The organism is Bacillus paramycoides (genome assembly GCF_001884235.1).
GTDB classification, from domain to species: domain Bacteria; phylum Bacillota; class Bacilli; order Bacillales; family Bacillaceae_G; genus Bacillus_A; species Bacillus_A paramycoides.
Genome location: NZ_MAOI01000068.1, coordinates 43,023 through 61,219, shown reverse-complemented (window position 1 = coordinate 61,219; position 18,197 = coordinate 43,023). Strand labels below are relative to the sequence as shown.

The following is an 18,197-nucleotide window of genomic DNA, read 5'->3' as shown; positions in this document are numbered from 1 at the left end:
GTTTGTTTTAATTTCTGTACATTAAATATCTTTCGTACCACATATCTACAAAATCCGGTGCGAATGGACCTTTTCTTTGATGAATCCACTGTGTTAAATGTGCTACATTTCGTTTTAAAATTGTATCAATAACAGGTGGATACTGCATGATTTGACTATGCTTTTCATACTCATCTTCATCTAAAAGTGTATATGTCATATCTGGATACACTTTAATATCTAAATCGTAATCAATATACTTTAATGCTTCAGAGTCATATGCAAAAGGAGAACTTAAATTACAATAATAATATACTCCTTCTTCCCTTAGCATTCCAATCACATTAAACCAATAATTGGCATGAAAGTAACAAATCGCAGGTTCACGAGTAATCCATGTCCGGCCATCTGATTCTGTAACTATTGTACGATCATTCGCTCCGATCACAAGACTCTGCGTCCCTTTTAAAATTGTTGTCTCTTCCCACATTCTATGAATGGAGCCATTATGTTTATAACTATGTATTTGTACCTTTTCTCCTTCTTTGGGAAATCCCATATATGCTCCCTTCTTTCAGCTGCAAATGCCCTTCTTAAGTTGCCTCAACTACCCCTTGAACTGCATTCACTTTTTTTCTATTATAACTTTTTTGTCAAAATTTTAAAACTAAAGCGATAAGACCCTAATTTTCACGATGAATTTAATGAAGTTTTATTATTGAATGGCACATCTCCAATCCTTTTAACAAAGGAGAATTCCCATTGGATTAGTAAAACGTATTTTCCGAAGATTAAACGAGGATATAACAAAAGGAAAGCCCTTTCTCGTCTCCATTTAAGGAAGGACTTTCCACCTACAATTCACAACATATCTCATCCTTAATTTGAAATTATTTTTTCGGTTTCAAAAGATTGAATCACGTTATTCGTTTGTTGTTCAAATCTTTCATGCAAAAGCTTTAATGCTAATTCTGTTCTATATATTTCTTGACGGATAAAATGTAATTCTTTTTTATCACACGTATCTCTTTCACTCATTTCAATTTGCTGATATTTTTCTAAATGTGCTTGTAACTTTAACAGCTCATCCATCGTTTCCAATTGCTCTCCTACCAACTTATCAAAATCGTTCATCACTTGCCCCCTTTTTAATTCATTCACCAATTATAATTCTTATTACATATTTCTAATCGTTAACTTCTTTCTCCTTTGACTACATTTGTTGACTTATTAGAAGTTATGTCGGTCATTATATTTTCATTACAATGACCTTCACGTAAAGAAAACACTTCTCTTGAGTTAGAGAAGTGTTTTTCCTTCGTTACTGATTTGAGCTAGAAGATTGTGATTTTTTTGCAGCTGATTGTGCGTTTGCTTGTTTCACTGCATGCACATCTGTTTCAGTTGCAAACTCTGTACCATAACTAGCATTTGCACTTTGAGCACCAGAAGCTTGTGCTTTCTTTGCTTCTGATTGTGCGTTTGCTTGTTTTACTGATTGTACATTTGTTTCAGTTGCAAATTCTGTACCATAGCTAGCATTTGTACTTTGAATGCTAGCACCAGAAGTTGCTTTATTATAACCTTGTTGTTTTTTACTCATCTTTCTCACCTCCACAACAAATAATGTAACCAATCTATCTAGAATCTATCCGTAATTTTCTTTTTATAATTTCCGCATATATCTCTTATCACTCATTCAAACTACATATGACGGAGGTGGATATATGTACGCTGGACGCGATATGACTGAACTAACTATGATTTCAAAAAATGAATGGAAAGAAGATGAATTAGCTTATTTTCATCATTCATTTCAGCAAATTATGCCTTATCTAAACGTAGAGGGGCAAACGATTTATAAAGAAATTGTGAAAGAAATTGAGTCACGAGGTGGATTATAAAAGCGCGATTCTTTAAACTCAGCATGCAAAATTATTTTCAATAAAAAAACGTGTTCCAAAATTCTAGAACACGTTTTTTCATTTATTGCATTGTAATTTTCTCAACACAATTTTCGTAAATAGTACGATGTGATTTCGAAAAAGGTAACTGTTCAAATGCTTCTTTCGATACAAACTTTAATGTATCTGTGTCGGTAATATCGCCTGTTATCTTTCCGTAAAACACGAATATATCCCAAGTACGGTGTGTAAAAGTATGTTGTACATTCATCGCGTATTCATCAATTGAAACAGAGAGTCCGAAGCTTTCCTTCATATAATCCGTAAGCTGTTGTTTCTGATTTCGAATACCTTCACCGAGTTCAATATTCGGGAACTCCCACATATTAGCCAATAGTCCCGCACTTGGGCGTTTATTAATTACGTAACGACCATCTTCAGTTTGAAGCACTCCTGCAACGAGCGGTACCATTGTAGGTGCTTTCGCTTTACTTTTCACTGGTAGTTCTTTTTGAACACCCTCAGCATACCCTCGGCAATGTTCACGCACAGGACAAAGTAAGCAAGATGGGTTTTTCGGTATACAAATTAATGCCCCTAATTCCATCAAACCTTGATTAAAATAAGATGGATTTTCTGTTGAGATAATTTCACGCACAATATCTTCAAAAACTTTTCTAGTCTTTGGTTTTGCAATATCATCCCACACTGATAAAATACGAGATAATACGCGCATAACGTTTCCATCAACTGCTGGCTCTGGTATACCGAATGCAATGCTTAAAATGGCACCTTTTGTATATGGTCCCACTCCTTTTAATTTTTCTATTTTCTTTACATCACTCGGTACTTCCCCGTTATATACTTCTTTTACCTCTTTTACTGCGGCATGTAAATTTCGTGCTCTAGAATAATAACCTAAGCCTTCCCATGCTTTTAATACTTCTTCATCATCGGCATTTGCTAGCGCCTCAAGCGTAGGAAACTTCCCCATAAAATTTGCGTAATATGGTTTTACAGCTTCTACCCGTGTTTGCTGTAACATAATTTCAGAAACCCAAACACGGTATGGATCTTTATTTTTTCGCCACGGTAAATCGCGTTGTTCTTTTTCAAACCAACCAATTAAATCATTTTGAAACTGCTCTATGTTAAACTTATTTAATATTTCAAGTGTCAAACTTGATCCCCCTCATTTTTTTGCATATAAGTACTATTATAAAGATTTTAGGAAAAAATTTAAGTAAGATGACATAGGAAATAGAAGGCAAAGGACTTGAGGTATCGAATAAAAAGAGTTACATTAATAAAAAACGGAGGTGGATTTCTATGGATACAGCCACTCACCTTGTTATGGGCGTTACTCTAGGCAGTTTGGCAACGTTAGATCCAGTCATAGCACAAAGTGATATTGGGCCACAAGCAGTGATGCTTGCAACAATTGCCGGTTCCAATATTCCTGACATCGATACAGTTTTAAAATTGCGTAATAACGCTAAATATATAAGAAATCATCGTGGAATTACTCATTCCATTCCTGCAGTGATTCTTTGGTCATTCCTTATAAGTGGCATCTCTTTCGCCTTCTTTTCAGACGCTCCATATCTGCATCTATTACTTTGGTCATTTATTGCCGTCTTTCTTCATGTCTTTGTGGATATTTTCAATGCCTATGGTACACAGGCATTACGGCCCTTCACAAGAAAATGGGTAGCACTCGGCATAATTAATACGTTCGATACTGTCATTTTCTTTATCCATATACTCGCTATCGCCTGTATGCTTGTCGGAGCACATAAAGGATACACTGCTTTAGCAGCGTATATATTAATGTTTGTTTACTACATCGGCCGCATTATGATGCATCGAAATATCAAAAGTGTAGTATACAAACGTTTCAAAAATGTAGAGAAAGTAATTATTTCTCCCTCTTACAAATTTTATCATTATCATTTAGCCGTCGTTACAACTGAACATTACTACGTCGCAAGATGGCACCGCGGTAACATTCTTGTATACGATAAATTTGATCGTGTACCATTCCCGAATACTGCCATTATGCAAGCTGCTGTGCGGGATGAAAATATCTCTGCTTTCTTATCTTTCTCGCCTGTATACCGCTGGGATATTTTCGATTATGATAACTATTCTGAAGTTCGGTTCATTGATTTACGGTATCGAAGTAAAGATTATTATCCATTCGTTGCAATCGTTCAGCTCGATCAAAATTTAAATATTATTAGTTCATATACAGGGTGGATTTTCAGCGAAGAAAAACTTCGAAAGAAACTGGAATTGCTCCCACATTAAAAAAAGCGACCTAAGTCGCTTTTTTTAATGTTTCAAATGATCTTCTTGATTGATCAAATGGCTATACTTCGGATTATTTGTACGCATTTCATGAAGGCGCCCTCCATGATTATTAATCCATGTTCGTACCACTTGCTCAGTCATTTCATCACCTTGGTAACGGCCTGATTTAGCATAAGTTGTTTGAAAATCTTCCCACAGTAATTCAACCCATGCACGAGCTTGTGCGTAAGAAAGGTTGTCATTCTTATCTAATAATTCTTTTGTTAATGCTTCATAAATATCATTCATGTTCTATTCTCCTTTTACCTATTTATTCCCTTAATTTCTAAAGGATAGTTTTTTCTATTTTGCACATTCTATAATTGATACTTCTTAAAGAGGTATCAACTGATAATGAGGGGGCGTTCTTAATGGGTAGACAAGCCGAATTTTGGTCTGAATCAAAAAATAACAGCAAAATCGAAGGTCAGCCGAAGGCGAAATCACGCTTCGCTTCGAAAAGACCTAACGGCACAATTAACACGCACCCACAAGAACGTATGCGTGCTGCAAATCAGCAGGAAGAGTAGTACAAACTAAACTAAATTAACTTCCTACACGAGGTGATAAAGATGAGCTACCGTGACCATTTAGATAGTCGTTCTGAATTATTTAACCATACGTGGACTCGTCCGAAACATGCGAAAGCGCAAGTTAACGGACAGACGCAACAAACCCAGTCTCTCATTATATTGGCAAATGAATCTAAAAAACGCCAATTTTAGAATCTCCTATCTCCTTTAACGCCTACCAAAGATGAAAACCAGAGAGATATTCACTCTCTGGTTTTTATTTTTCCTGCAGCAAGGAAATTGGTATTCCAATCTCTTCATTATCATTTTGCTTATATCCCCAAGCAAATACCCCATTGAAATACGTAATTTTAAATAATATACCAGGTTCTTCTACTAATTCATATGTCTCACCAATATGGAATTTGTTTATATCAGTCATATAAGCACGAGCCATAGCCATCTTTCTCATTAATACATCGAATTCATTTACAATTCCAAGTTGCTCAGCCTTTACTGCTTGCTCCTTCAAAACCCCAATTTCTTCTCGAAGCTCATGTGGTGTCATTTCACTGTAGCGTTTTGGTATATTCATCTTATTCCCTCATCCTTCTTCTCGTTTCATTTGCAAAAATATCTCTATCTCATCAATAGAGAATCCTTTTCGATATAACGCTTGTTTCATCTTATTTTCGAATGTCCATCCATCATACTTCTTATATTTCTCATAATATTTATTCCCATGATAGTGTAACGCTTCTTGCTGCTTTTCGTCATCTTTTTCGTCTTTCAATTCTTCAAGACAAATTTGAATCACATCTCTAGAATAGCCTTTACGAACAAGCATTTCTTCTAACTTTTGTTTCATTTGTAAAAATGAATGCTTTTGATAAGATTTTTTCTTCTTTTCTATAAGAACTAAAGCATTTTCAATTTGCTTCTCCTTTGGATACTCTTGTAAACTATGTGTAATGATTAGGTCCTGAACACCTTTACTTATCAGCGCTCTTCTAATAACAGTTGGGCCTTTTTGATTTACATTACTTTGCGTTCGTACATACAAAGTGGCGTACTCTTTATCATTAATATATCGATCATGTAATAATTTCGAAATGACTTCAGAGATGATGGCCTGCCCCACTTCTTTTTTTTGTAAAAAATCTTCTACTTCTTGTTTTGTTCTCATCTGATATGATAAATAGGAAATGGCTTGTAAATATGCTTTTTGTACCTCTTCATTGTACAAAATATTTCCTAACTCTACTTCATCAATTTCTAAACCTTTTTGTAATCCATGTTTCATTAAGATTACTTGATTTACACTAAATCCGTACTCTTCACCTTGACCTTTATCAATATAAATATTAAATCGTTCTTTCGATCGTTTTTGTACTTCTATTTTTGTAATGACAGCCATACTCTCACCTCTCTATTATTTTAACATAGTCAAGAAACATTTTTGCTTTTCAAGAATATATATAATGAGGAGGAAATTCTTGTGAAAATCGCAATTTCTGGTGGCTCTGGCTTTATAGGCAAATACCTTTCTAGTTTTTTTATTCAAAAGGGATATACCGTCTATATTCTTACTCGAAAAAAGGTAGATGAAACTTCAAATCCTAACCTTCAATACGTACAATGGACACCTGACTTACACACTTTTCCCCTCTCTTCTATCGATGTAATTATTAATCTAGCGGGGGAGTCTATTAATAGTAGATGGACAAAGAAACAAAAGGAAACAATTTTAAATAGTAGGATTCAAACAACAACAGGGCTCATTAAACAATTGCAAGCACTCAAAACAAAACCACACACATTTATTAACGCAAGTGCTATTGGATACTATGGAACATCTGAAACCGAATCTTTTACAGAACAACAAGAGACTCCTGGGAATGACTTTTTAGCAAATACAGTATATTTATGGGAGCAAGAAGCATCTAAAGCCCGCTCCCTTGGAATAAGAACTATCTATGCAAGATTTGGAGTCGTATTAGGGGCAGATGGAGGCGCTTTTCCAAAAATGTTACTCCCCTATCAATTATATATCGGAGGTACAATTGGATCTGGAAACCAATGGTTATCATGGATTCATTTAGATGATGTCGTTCGCATGATTGATTTCATCATACACAAAAAAGACATTGCCGGGCCTCTTAATATTACAGCGCCAACACCGATAAGGATGAAAGAATTCGGTAAAACCATTGCCACTATAACCGAACGACCTCATTGGTTACCTGTTCCTCCATTTGTACTTCGCGCTTTACTCGGTGAGATGAGTATACTCGTATTAGAAGGACAACATGTATTACCTAATAAAGCTATTGAATATGGATATCAATACACATTTCCAACAATAAACCATGCATTACAAAATATACTCTTGCATACAATGTAGTACTTCTAAAATACAGTTTTAAAGGGAACTTATCCCGCTATTTGCAGACGATAAGACTCTCACCTCAAAATTCAACTGTAAAGCAAATAAGTTTGGCGGGGACCGACTGCCCGTAAAAGCCCGATTGTGAGGGCTAATAATCAGTGGGGGATGAATCCCCTTTACTTTATCCCCTCCAAAACTTTCATTTTCTAGACTCCGGAGCATTACTACACGAAAAACCTTTCAGTTGCTTTGTCTAAACTTATAGTACACACATTACAAGGTGACGGAAATGAGGTATCTATGAAAATACTGCTCAAACAAGCCATTGTATATCCTATTACATCCCAAAAGTTTCAAGGAGATGTACTCGTTACAGGAGAACGAATCACCGCGGTTAAACCTTATATTGATCCTACTCAAGATATGACCGTTATAGATGCACGAGCTCTTCATCTCCTACCTGGATTTATTGATGTCCATACTCACCTTGGCCTCTACGATGAAGGTACCGGTTGGGCTGGCAATGATGCGAATGAAACATCTGAAGTTTCAACACCGCATATCCGTTCTTTAGACGGAATCCATCCTTTTGATATTGCATTTCAAGATGCTGTACAAAATGGAATTACAACTGTTCACGTTATGCCTGGAAGCCAAAACATTATAGGGGGTACTACTTGTGTCATAAAAACCGCTGGAACTTGTATTGATCATATGATTATTCAAGAACCTGCTGGTTTAAAAATTGCCTTTGGAGAAAACCCTAAAAAGGTCCATAGCAACGGAACAAAAGAATCAATTACACGTATGGGAATTATGGGCTTGCTTCGAGAATCCTTCTACGAAGCACAACACTACGGACATGAAGCTGATTTTCGAATGCTTCCTATTTTAAAAGCACTCCGCCGGGAAATACCGGTACGTATCCACGCTCACCGTGCAGATGATATTAATTCTGCTTTACGCTTTGCGACAGAATTCAATCTTGATTTACGTATTGAACATTGTACTGAAGGACACTTTATTGTTGAGGAACTTTCGAAACACAATTTAAAGATTTCAGTTGGCCCTACTCTTACACGACGTTCAAAAATCGAACTTAAAAACAAAACATGGGATACTTACCATATATTATCGAAAAGTGGAATAGAAGTCTCTATTACAACAGATCACCCTTATACACCTATTCAATATTTAAATGTTTGCGCTGCCATTGCAGTAAGAGAAGGATTAGATGAAAAAACAGCGTTGGAAGGAATCACTATTTTTCCAGCTCGAAATTTACGTTTAGAGGATAGAATTGGAAGCATTGAAGTTGGAAAAGATGCTGATCTCGTGTTGTGGACTCACCATCCTTTCCATTATTTAGCCAAGCCTGTACTCACGATGATTGACGGAAAAATAATTTACAAAAAAAATAAAAAAAACTAGTTTATTTTTTTGACTAGATAAAGTATTATACGATTATAAACTGAATGAAACCATAATCAATTTGTGTCGTGATTATCATTTTCAAATTGATGAATGGGGAAGGCAAATGGTGCGCCACCAGCGTTATAAACTGGTTCTAGTGGGTTCGATTCCCACCCCGAAATTTTTTAAAGATTGATATAAAAATTTCGAGGGTGGGGTGTTTTTTCGTCATGCTACCCTCGTGTGAGGAGGAGTTAGTATGTTGAAAAAACGCGACTTACACGACAGCCACGTTCTATACGAGTTAATGGTGGATCCAGCTGTCTTCCCTTTTGTGCGTCAAAAGGCTTATTCTTATGAAGAATATTTATTTTTAACGAAACAAACAATTGAAGCCGAAGAGCGTGGAGAATTGATCTCACGCACAATTTTAGATGAATGGGGTAACCCCATCGGCACGATTACTTTATTTGATGTGCAAGAAAAAGCCGGATTCCTCGGGACATGGCTTGGCAAACCATATCATGGTAAAGGATATAATAAATTGGCAAAAGATTCATTTTTTAGCGAACTTTTCTATGAATTAGATATTGAAACGATCTTTATGCGTATTCGTAAAATAAATATCCGTTCTATTAAAGCTGCCGAAAAACTACAATATGTAAATCTAGCAAACGAAACAAGAAAAGCCGTTTATGATGAAATTAACGCGCATGAAGAAGTATATAACTTATATGAAATTCCAAAAGATCAATATACACTTGCAACAATGCGAGATACAGCCTTCCAAGAAGCACACCAATTAAAAGAAGCATAATCTAAAATTTCAGAAATGATAATTAATCAATACTAGTTTAACATATATGTATATCACCCCATGTCTTTGGAAACGATAGATAGTGACTTTAGGACACGAGGTGATTTGTAATGGATAAAAAGAAACGTGATAAAGCAAAAAACACATTATCTAGTACACAAGAAGTTCTCTATCAACGAGAATTCCGAAAAGCAGATCGTGCAGCGGGTTATCGCTCAAAAGGTATTTAAAGTGAAAATGAATAATTAGAAGATTTCCCCCTAATTATTCATTTTCATTACATAATTTTTTCTAAGTGATAGGATAGAATTGAAAAAGGTTCCTTATAAATAAGGAACCTTTTTCTGTGGACAACTTTATCCACAACACCTGTACAATTGTGCATAAATTCAAAAAACATTTTACAAATTCATTTATTTAAACGAATACCAAATGTAAGAATTGTGGATATTTTTCTAAAAATTGTGGACTATGTGGATATAGTTGTTAATATTCCGACTTTACTGTCTAATAAAAACGCAATCCTTTGTGGATAAGTTAATGATGCACGTTTATTTTTGTTAAAATAATAAAAAACCCTCTTTAAAAGTTTAAAAGAGGGGTTTCATATTAAGTAAAAGATTCGGCAAGAGCTGGTGATTTAATAGGTATATGATTCGGCTCTGCATGATTTTCTGCCAAAATTGTATCCACGATATGACCTGCCGGTTCAGGACGATAAATACTCTTCATGGCTTCTTTCATTTGGAGAAGCTTCATATCATCTTGTAATAACGCCTCTGTTTTTGCAAAAACCTCACTGTCATCACGGATTACAACTGCAGCCCCTTTTCTTTCAAAATACAACGCATTTTCATTTTCTTGTCCTGGGACAGGCTTATATAAAATGACAGGTACTTGTAATGCTGCTGCTTCGCTTAATGTAATACCACCTGGCTTCGTAATCATACAAGAAGTAACACGGAATAACTCATCAATATTTTCAACATAACCAAATACTTTTAAAGCATCAGAACTTTTCTCCTGTAGTCCCAATAAATCCTGCTTTAAAGCTTCGTTTTTCCCACAAACGACAACTACTTGTAAATTTGGTACTGACATAAATGACTGGCATAGTTCTTTTACACTCCCAAGCACACCATGAGCACCTGCTACAATTAGTAAAATCTTTTTATCCTTACATAACTGATATTTATTATATATAATTTCTGGATTTATCTTTAGCTCAAAACTACTACGAATCGGAATCCCTGTTTCAACAATTTGCTCTGAAGGCACACCAATATCAACCATCACTTTTTTCACATGATCAGTTGCTACAAAATAACGATCTACTTCTCGATGAATCCATATTTTATGCACGCAAAAATCCGTTAATACGTTATAAACAGGAATAGAAATACCTATTTGTTTTTTCAATTCTGGTACAGCGATGATTGGAAAGGTATTGATAACAATATCCGGTTTCTCCGCCTGTAAGAGCGATTTCAAACGTTTTCTCCCAAAATTCGCATACCAAGATGCTATTTTCTTATCATAAATTTTTTCTACACCGTAATAAAACAAACGATATAATTCTTTTCCTATCGTATAACTTTTTAAATACAAATATTTTGTAATATCGGTTATAACTGGATGTGATTCTCCAAACAAGTCGCACACGATTACATCTTTGATTCCTTTTTGGCGAAATGTTTGTTCTAATGTTTTTGCTACTTGCACATGACCGTTACCGTAATGTGCAGTTAATATTAAAACCTTGGGGTTTTTTATCAAACAAATCCACTCCTAGCTTTTTGTTTCTCCATATTGCATATACGACAATAGGAAAAACATTTTCCTTAAAAATTACATACTCGGATTCCAATACTCTCCTGTTAGCTATGTACCTGTCGTGGATATGCAAAGCATATAAGATTGACCCCTTAATCCTATCTGTGCTCATATCTTTACATTATACTTTCCTATAAGAGCTTTCGCAATAACTTACAAACGTTCTATATTCCATGATACTCATTCTTTTACTTCTTAATTCTTTTTACTATTTTGATTTCCCTTTACAATTATGTAAATTTCTCCGCTTATTCTTTACAAAAATATGGATATTCTATTTTCAGTATACTCCTTTCTAAATATATACTCTATATTTTCTTATGAAGAAACAAAAAGCCTAATCCAATATATGGATTAGACTGCTTTTAAAATATGTTTCGCATGTTCAACATTTTCTTCTGTCGGTGGATTCACATCTGCAAGTGGATACTTATGTCCAAGTGCCTCCCATTTATAGACACCTAGCTTATGATATGGCAACACTTCCACTTTCTTAACATTAGATAAGCTTTGAATAAAGCTTGATAATTTTTGCAGATCTTCTTCACCATCAGTAACGCCAGGAACCAATACATGTCTTACCCAAATTGGTTTCTTTCTGTCTGATAAATAACGAGCAAATTGTAAAATATGTTCATTGGGTTTCCCTGTTAATTTACGATGTTTCTTTGAATCAATATGCTTCAAATCCAATAAAACTAAATCTGTATAATCCATTAAAATATTTAGCTTGCTTTGGAATTCTGGTTCTTCAGAATAACAACCGCCAGAAGAATCGATTGTTGTATGAATACCAGCTTCTTTGCACTTTTTAAACAACTCAATTAAGAAGTCTAACTGTAGTAGTGGCTCTCCACCGCTAACCGTTATACCGCCTCCAGAAGCTTCAATAAATGGAAGGTAACATGTCACATCCTGCATCACTTCTTCAACTGTTATTTCTTTTCCCTTACCAATCTCCCACGTATCAGCATTATGACAATATTGACAACGTAATAAACACCCTTGTGTAAATATGACATAACGAATCCCTGGGCCATCAACAGTACCACAAGACTCTACAGAATGTATTCTTCCTTTTACCATGTTACTTCCTCCTTTATTGAAACAGCCCCCCTCCACCATATATTAAAAGCAGAGGGGCACTTTTTTACTTACATGCTTTCATGCATTGTACGGTTAATTACATCAATTTGCTGTTCACGAGTTAATTTAATAAAGTTAACAGCGTAACCAGATACACGAATTGTTAATTGTGGATATTTTTCTGGATGCTCCATTGCGTCCATTAATGTTTCACGATTAAATACGTTAATATTTAAGTGATGTCCTTCTTTTATTGCGTATCCATCAAGCATAGATACTAAGTTACGTACTTGTACATCATCTTCTTTACCAAGCGCTTTTGGAATAATAGAGAATGTATTAGAAATACCATCTTGTGCATCTTCATATGGTAATTTAGCTACAGATAATAATGACGCTAATGCACCTTTTGTATCACGGCCATGCATTGGGTTTGCACCTGGTGCAAATGGTTCTCCAGTACGACGTCCATCTGGAGTGTTACCAGTTTTCTTACCGTATACAACGTTAGATGTGATTGTTAAGATTGACATTGTATGAACAGAATTGCGATATGTTTTATGTTTGCGAAGCTTATTCATAAATGTTTTCACAAGATTTACTGCGATTTCATCTACACGATCATCATTGTTACCGTATTTAGGGAAATCTCCCTCGATTTCGAAATCAACTGCAATACCATTTTCATCACGAATTGGTTTTACTTTTGCATATTTAATTGCACTTAAAGAGTCTGCTACTACAGATAGACCCGCGATACCTGTTGCCATCGTACGAAGAACGTTTGTATCATGAAGTGCCATTTCAATACGTTCATAGCTATATTTATCGTGCATGTAGTGGATAACATTTAATGTGTTTAAATATAGACCCGCTAACCATTCCATTGTCATATCAAACTTATGCATAACTTCTTCATAATCTAATACTTCAGAAGTAATTGGTGCGTACTCAGGACCAACTTGAGCTTTTGATTTTTCATCTTTACCGCCGTTAATCGCATATAATAATGCTTTTGCTAAGTTTGCACGTGCTCCAAAGAACTGCATTTGTTTACCAATTCTCATTGCAGATACACAACAAGCAATACCGTAGTCATCACCATATTCTGGACGCATAATGTCATCATTTTCGTATTGAATTGCTGATGTTTTAATAGACATTTTCGCACAGTAGTTTTTAAAGTTTTGTGGTAATTGTTTAGACCAAAGAACTGTTAAGTTTGGTTCTGGTGCTGGCCCTAAATTATCTAATGTATGCAAGAAACGGAATGAGTTCTTTGTTACTAATGGACGACCGTCTAGTGCAATACCACCGATAGATTCAGTTACCCAAGTTGGATCTCCAGAGAATAGTTCATTATAATCAGGTGTTCTTGCAAATTTCACAAGACGTAATTTCATAATGAAATGGTCAACAATTTCTTGTGCTGCTTCTTCTGTTAAAGTACCATTTGCTAAATCTCTTTCAATATAAATATCTAAGAATGTAGAAGTACGTCCAAGGCTCATTGCTGCCCCGTTTTGTTCTTTAATTGCTGCAAGATAAGCAAAGTATAACCATTGGAATGCTTCTTGTGCATTTGTTGCTGGCTTAGAAATATCGAAGCCATGAGAAGCAGCCATTTGTTTTAATTCTTGAAGTGCACGCATTTGCTCAGATAATTCTTCGCGTAAACGCATTGTCTCTTCGCTCATTACACCACCAGTTAAATTAAAATCAGCTTTTTTCGCTTCAATTAAATGGTCTATACCATATAACGCTACGCGGCGATAATCACCGATAATACGTCCACGTCCATATGCATCTGGAAGACCAGTAATAACGCCTGATTTACGAGCTGCTTTCATTTCTGGTGTATATGCATCAAATACACCTTGGTTATGAGTTTTGCGCCAGTCTCTGAAAATACTACTAAGTTCTTTGTCCATTTCATATCCATAAGCTTCACAAGCTTGTTCTGCCATACGAATACCACCATATGGTTGTAAAGAACGTTTAAATGGTTTATCAGTTTGGAAACCGACTACCTTTTCAATATCTTTATTTAAATATCCTGGTTCATGTGATGTAATAGAAGAAACAATTTTTGTATCCATATCAAGAACGCCACCGTTTTCACGTTCCTTTGTTGTTAAATCCATTACTTGATCCCAAAGTTTTTTCGTTGCTTCAGTTGCTCCCGCTAAGAAAGAGTCCTCCCCTTCGTAAACGTTTACATTATTTAAAATGAAATCGCGAACATCAATCTCTGCTTTCCATTTTTCACCTTTAAAGTTTTCCCACGCGTTTTTTACATTTTCTAATACTTGAGTCATCCTAATCTCCTCCATTTTTGATTAGTACAGGACTAAGATTTTTTATATAACAGCTTACACACTTAGAATACTACTTTTTTTCGGAAGTGGACGAAATAGTTGTGACATGTTTGTGAAATGTTGAGCAAACTACTATATACATAGTGTAAACTTCATTTTAAATCCTTTGTAATTAACCCTTTCTTTAATTGTATTTTTTGCACCCTTATATACGAGTCCTATTTTGTAATATAAGAACGATACCCATTGTAGAGCTGTAATACTCTTATCTCCTAATCTGTTATAGTTTTTTATAGCAGACTGAAAAGAAGTGTACCTATTAGGTACACTTCTTTTCACAATAAGATAAAGTGAAGCTTTAATCAGTGTAGGCTTTTAAGTCCAGCACTCCTCCAGAACCGCTATATAACTCCTCTATTTCTATTTCCAAGCGCTTCTTTGAAAAAAAAGACTATCCAAAAAGGACAGTCTTTTACACTTCTATTTTTCGTAACATCGTGTAAATGTCATTATTCACTTTACCAAAGGATTTAATGTTATTTTGAATGTTAGATAATAAAACAACATACACACTTCCATTTTTACTAAATCCATTTAAACAATTCCAACCTGGCATTACACCGTGATTCGAATAACTTCCCGGATCTACATACCATCCAAATCCATAATCCTTTTTCACAGCTGTAAACATTTGATTGTAACTCTCTTTTGAAATTAATTTTCCAGAGAATAACGCTTCATTAAATAAATATAAATCATGCGCGCTTGTATATATATCACCGCAACCATATAGTTGTGACATGCTCGGAATATTAGGTGTTGTCATATTATTATTTACTATTTTATAACCAGTTGATGGGAATCTTGTTTGTTCTAACGCTTTACCAAAACCAGAATGCTTCATACCAGCAGTAGCAAAGATGTGCTGTTTAATATATTCTTCTAATGGTTGCCCGCTTACTTTTTCAACAATGTAGGCAAGTATGGAGTAATTCGAATCTGAATACTTCCATTTCTCTCCTGGAGCCCCAATACGCTTTTGGTTTCCTATTCGCTTTATCAATTCCTCATGAGAAATATCATCTTTTCCCTGCTCATATTCAGGAATTCCTGATGTATGTGTTAATAAATGTTTTAACTGAATACCATTACCTTGAGGAAAATCCGGAATATACTTTGCAACTGTATCCTCTACTTGTAATTTATTTTGATCTTTCAGCTGCATAATAGCCGTTGCTACAAACGCCTTTGAGATAGAGCCAATATAAAAAGCCGTTTCCGAATTATTCGGTACTTGCTTCTCTTTGTTCGCCATACCGTATCCTTTATTCAAAAGGACTTTCCCATTCTTCACAATAACAGCTGTCCCACTAAAACCTGTGCCCTGCAAATATTGATCCAATTGAGCGTTTTCATTAATTTCTTGGGGCGGCCCTTCTGCCTGCTTCTCAATTACTTGTGCTTGCTTTGCTAGTTCTGCCTGTTCTTTCAATTCTTTTTGTTTTTGAGCCTCTTGCTTCTTCATTTCTTCTTGCTTTTTTATCTCTTCTTGTTTCTTCATTTCTGCTGCTGCTTTTAAAGTTTCCTCTTTTTTATGATGCGCAACAATTTTTGTATACATGAAATATACAAGTGAAAATAGTAGGGCTAGAATAATTGTTCTTTTTATGTATACAATCGACCGATTTGCTTTCCCATTAACAGTATTTTTTTCCTGATCCATGATTACCTTTTTCCCCTTATTTACCGATAATTTAATTCATCTACACAAGACTTTTTCCACATCATTTCTGTAGATTAAAGACACTCCATTCTATGTCATCCCTACTTTATCACGCACCGAACATATTACCAACCTATATGTACAAAAAAGAAAAAGAAAATTTACAAAAGTAAGATTCACGTTATTTTTTTAACATAAAAAAAGAGGATATCCTCTAAAAGACCGTTATTATCAATCTTTCGGGATATCCTCTTATCTAATTATTTATACGTGCTTTTTCATATCATCAGCAACAGACTCAACGTTTGTACCTACGATAACTTGTACACTTGTGTTACTTAATTTCATAACACCTTTTGCACCTGCGCGTTTTAATGCTGGTTCATTTACTAAACCTGCATCTTTCACTTGTAGGCGTAGACGCGTTGCACAGTTATCAATAACTGTTAAATTGTCTTTTCCACCTAAAGCAGTTACATAAGTTTCACCAATTGAACCAGCAACTGGTGCATCACCATCTTCAACTAACTCATCGTCATCTTCACGACCAGGAGTTTTTAAGTCGAACTTCTTAATTAAGAAGTAGAATACTACAAAGTAAATTGCTGCGTAAATTAAACCGATTCCCGCTAGTAACACTGGTTTTGTTGCAATACCAAAGTTTAAGAAGTAATCAATTGCACCGGCACTAAATGTGAAACCATCGTGAATGCCAAGTGTTGTTGTAATGAATAAAGAAAGACCTGTTAATACTGCATGAATACCATATAATACTGGTGATAAGAACATGAATGAGAATTCGATTGGTTCTGTAATACCAGTTAAGAATGAAGTTAATGCTAGACCACCTAACATACCTGTAACCATTTTACGTTTTTCTGGTTTAGCAGCTGCAATCATTGCGAAACATGCTGCTGGTAAACCGAACATCATAACTGGGAAGAAACCAGTCATAAACATACCTGCTGTTTTATCCCCTGCAAGGAAACGAGCGATATCACCATTTACAACATTACCTGCTGCATTTGTAAAGTCACCAAACACGAACCAGAAGTATGTGTTCATTACGTGATGTAAACCAATTGGGATTAATAGACGGTTTAATAGACCGAACAGACCTGAACCAATTGCACCTAAATTAACAATTCCATGAGCTAATGCATCGATTCCATTTTGAATTGCTGGCCAAATTTGTGCGAATAGAATTCCTAATATTAGCATCACAACCGATGTAACAATCGGAACGAAACGTTTTCCAGCAAAGAAACCTAACCATTCTGGAAGTTTAATTTTATGGAATTTATTATAAAGGAATCCCGCTATAACACCGACAATAATACCACCTAAAACTTTCATATCCACTTTAGTCGATAATTCGGCTGCCTTAGATACTTGTGTCATTGTATCTGCAAGCTTAGATGGATCTACATTTGCGCTATTACCTATTAAATCTTGAACTTTACCTAATTTATCTTGTAATTCTGCAGTAGAATATCCCTTACTAAGGGCATCAATACTGTTTTTCATAACCAAATAACCAATTGCACCTGCAAGACCTGCGGCACCACTACCATCAACTGAAAGACCGATTGCAATACCGATTGCAAAAATAAGTGCTAAATTATCAAAAACAGCTGCACCGGCCTGTGCCATAACAGGAATATCAAATACATCTGGTTGCCCTAAACGAAGCAATAATCCTGCTGCTGGTAGTACGGCGATTGGAAGCATTAACGCTTTACCAATACGTTGTAAAAACTGCAACATTTTAATTCCCCCTATCAAATTTATGAAATCGTTATCATTATAATTACGCTTTAGAAAACGCTTTCTATTACATAACCATAATAACATATAGTTGTATAGATGTG

At 35.2% G+C, this 18,197-nt stretch carries 20 protein-coding genes and 1 pseudogene; 8 read left to right on the top strand and 13 right to left on the bottom strand.

Annotation, left to right across the window (positions count from 1 at the left end):
* Positions 1-7: 7 nt before the first annotated feature.
* The 3 genes from ntdP to BAU28_RS12360 form a co-directional block, all read right to left on the bottom strand.
* The gene (ntdP, locus tag BAU28_RS12370) at positions 8-538 is read right to left on the bottom strand and encodes a nucleoside tri-diphosphate phosphatase (RefSeq protein ID WP_048375682.1); all 531 of its coding nucleotides are present in this window, start codon (positions 536-538) and stop codon (positions 8-10) included.
* A 320-nt stretch (positions 539-858) separates the two neighbouring features.
* Positions 859-1,113, bottom strand: a complete 255-nt coding sequence (locus BAU28_RS12365) for a YgaB family protein (protein WP_002174752.1) — start codon at positions 1,111-1,113, stop codon at positions 859-861.
* Positions 1,114-1,300: 187 nt separating this feature from the next.
* Positions 1,301-1,582 (bottom strand): gamma-type small acid-soluble spore protein, encoded by a 282-nt coding sequence (locus BAU28_RS12360; RefSeq protein WP_025148687.1) that lies wholly within the window; start codon positions 1,580-1,582, stop codon positions 1,301-1,303.
* Between the two features lie 124 nt (positions 1,583-1,706).
* Here BAU28_RS12360 and BAU28_RS30415 point away from each other — a divergent pair, with 124 nt between their 5' ends.
* Entirely contained in the window at positions 1,707-1,883 is a 177-nt protein-coding gene (locus tag BAU28_RS30415; RefSeq protein WP_002174748.1) for a hypothetical protein, read from the top strand.
* Between the two features lie 82 nt (positions 1,884-1,965).
* Here BAU28_RS30415 and mutY read toward each other — a convergent pair whose 3' ends face one another.
* Positions 1,966-3,063: an A/G-specific adenine glycosylase gene (mutY, locus tag BAU28_RS12355; RefSeq protein ID WP_048375678.1), complete on the bottom strand. Its 1,098-nt coding sequence runs from the start codon at positions 3,061-3,063 to the stop codon at positions 1,966-1,968.
* A 149-nt stretch (positions 3,064-3,212) separates the two neighbouring features.
* Between mutY and BAU28_RS12350 the strand changes: the two genes are divergently transcribed.
* Complete coding sequence (locus BAU28_RS12350; protein ID WP_002174746.1) at positions 3,213-4,193, top strand: metal-dependent hydrolase; 981 nt, start codon at positions 3,213-3,215, stop codon at positions 4,191-4,193.
* 24 nt (positions 4,194-4,217) lie between these two features.
* Here the strand turns inward: BAU28_RS12350 and BAU28_RS12345 are convergent, their stop codons facing one another.
* Positions 4,218-4,484 carry a YfhJ family protein gene (locus tag BAU28_RS12345; RefSeq protein ID WP_071718699.1) on the bottom strand — a complete coding sequence of 89 codons (267 nt, stop codon included), beginning with the start codon at positions 4,482-4,484 and terminating at the stop codon, positions 4,218-4,220.
* A gap of 122 nt (positions 4,485-4,606) precedes the next feature.
* Between BAU28_RS12345 and BAU28_RS12340 the strand changes: the two genes are divergently transcribed.
* Positions 4,607-4,765, top strand: a complete 159-nt coding sequence (locus BAU28_RS12340) for a small, acid-soluble spore protein K (RefSeq protein ID WP_002113845.1) — start codon at positions 4,607-4,609, stop codon at positions 4,763-4,765.
* 42 nt (positions 4,766-4,807) lie between these two features.
* Positions 4,808-4,960, top strand: coding sequence for a YpzG family protein (locus BAU28_RS12335; protein ID WP_033795415.1), 153 nt, complete (start codon positions 4,808-4,810; stop codon positions 4,958-4,960).
* Between the two features lie 64 nt (positions 4,961-5,024).
* Here BAU28_RS12335 and BAU28_RS12330 read toward each other — a convergent pair whose 3' ends face one another.
* Both BAU28_RS12330 and recX read right to left on the bottom strand, forming a co-directional pair.
* Positions 5,025-5,342, bottom strand: a complete 318-nt coding sequence (locus BAU28_RS12330; RefSeq protein ID WP_002174743.1) for a YfhH family protein — start codon at positions 5,340-5,342, stop codon at positions 5,025-5,027.
* Positions 5,343-5,351: 9 nt separating this feature from the next.
* On the bottom strand, positions 5,352-6,164 hold the full coding sequence (gene recX / locus BAU28_RS12325; RefSeq protein WP_025148689.1) for a recombination regulator RecX: 813 nt from the start codon (positions 6,162-6,164) through the stop codon (positions 5,352-5,354).
* Positions 6,165-6,245: 81 nt separating this feature from the next.
* Between recX and BAU28_RS12320 the strand changes: the two genes are divergently transcribed.
* The 4 genes from BAU28_RS12320 to BAU28_RS12305 all read left to right on the top strand — a co-directional run bounded on the left by BAU28_RS12320 (position 6,246) and on the right by BAU28_RS12305 (position 9,596).
* Positions 6,246-7,151: a TIGR01777 family oxidoreductase gene (locus BAU28_RS12320; RefSeq protein WP_025148690.1), complete on the top strand. Its 906-nt coding sequence runs from the start codon at positions 6,246-6,248 to the stop codon at positions 7,149-7,151.
* A gap of 285 nt (positions 7,152-7,436) precedes the next feature.
* Positions 7,437-8,567 carry an amidohydrolase gene (locus BAU28_RS12315; protein ID WP_002174740.1) on the top strand — a complete coding sequence of 377 codons (1,131 nt, stop codon included), beginning with the start codon at positions 7,437-7,439 and terminating at the stop codon, positions 8,565-8,567.
* Between the two features lie 241 nt (positions 8,568-8,808).
* A complete protein-coding gene (locus BAU28_RS12310) occupies positions 8,809-9,366 on the top strand; it encodes a GNAT family N-acetyltransferase (protein ID WP_048375670.1) in 558 nt (185 codons plus the stop codon).
* Positions 9,367-9,476: 110 nt separating this feature from the next.
* The gene (locus BAU28_RS12305) at positions 9,477-9,596 is read left to right on the top strand and encodes a YfhE family protein (RefSeq protein ID WP_002174739.1); all 120 of its coding nucleotides are present in this window, start codon (positions 9,477-9,479) and stop codon (positions 9,594-9,596) included.
* 379 nt (positions 9,597-9,975) lie between these two features.
* On the opposite strand, the gene BAU28_RS12300 is transcribed toward BAU28_RS12305, so the two are convergent.
* The 6 genes and pseudogenes from BAU28_RS12300 to nagE form a co-directional block, all read right to left on the bottom strand.
* Positions 9,976-11,142, bottom strand: coding sequence for a diglucosyl diacylglycerol synthase (locus tag BAU28_RS12300; RefSeq protein WP_048375668.1), 1,167 nt, complete (start codon positions 11,140-11,142; stop codon positions 9,976-9,978).
* Positions 11,143-11,553: 411 nt separating this feature from the next.
* The gene (gene pflA, locus BAU28_RS12295; protein ID WP_002174737.1) at positions 11,554-12,285 is read right to left on the bottom strand and encodes a pyruvate formate-lyase-activating protein; all 732 of its coding nucleotides are present in this window, start codon (positions 12,283-12,285) and stop codon (positions 11,554-11,556) included.
* Between the two features lie 68 nt (positions 12,286-12,353).
* Complete coding sequence (gene pflB / locus BAU28_RS12290) at positions 12,354-14,603, bottom strand: formate C-acetyltransferase (protein WP_071718698.1); 2,250 nt, start codon at positions 14,601-14,603, stop codon at positions 12,354-12,356.
* A 152-nt stretch (positions 14,604-14,755) separates the two neighbouring features.
* Positions 14,756-14,969, bottom strand: a pseudogene (locus tag BAU28_RS12285) (hypothetical protein).
* A 106-nt stretch (positions 14,970-15,075) separates the two neighbouring features.
* Positions 15,076-16,326 carry a serine hydrolase domain-containing protein gene (locus BAU28_RS12280; protein ID WP_071718697.1) on the bottom strand — a complete coding sequence of 417 codons (1,251 nt, stop codon included), beginning with the start codon at positions 16,324-16,326 and terminating at the stop codon, positions 15,076-15,078.
* Positions 16,327-16,590: 264 nt separating this feature from the next.
* Positions 16,591-18,093 (bottom strand): N-acetylglucosamine-specific PTS transporter subunit IIBC, encoded by a 1,503-nt coding sequence (gene nagE / locus BAU28_RS12275; RefSeq protein WP_048375662.1) that lies wholly within the window; start codon positions 18,091-18,093, stop codon positions 16,591-16,593.
* Positions 18,094-18,197: the final 104 nt, after the last annotated feature.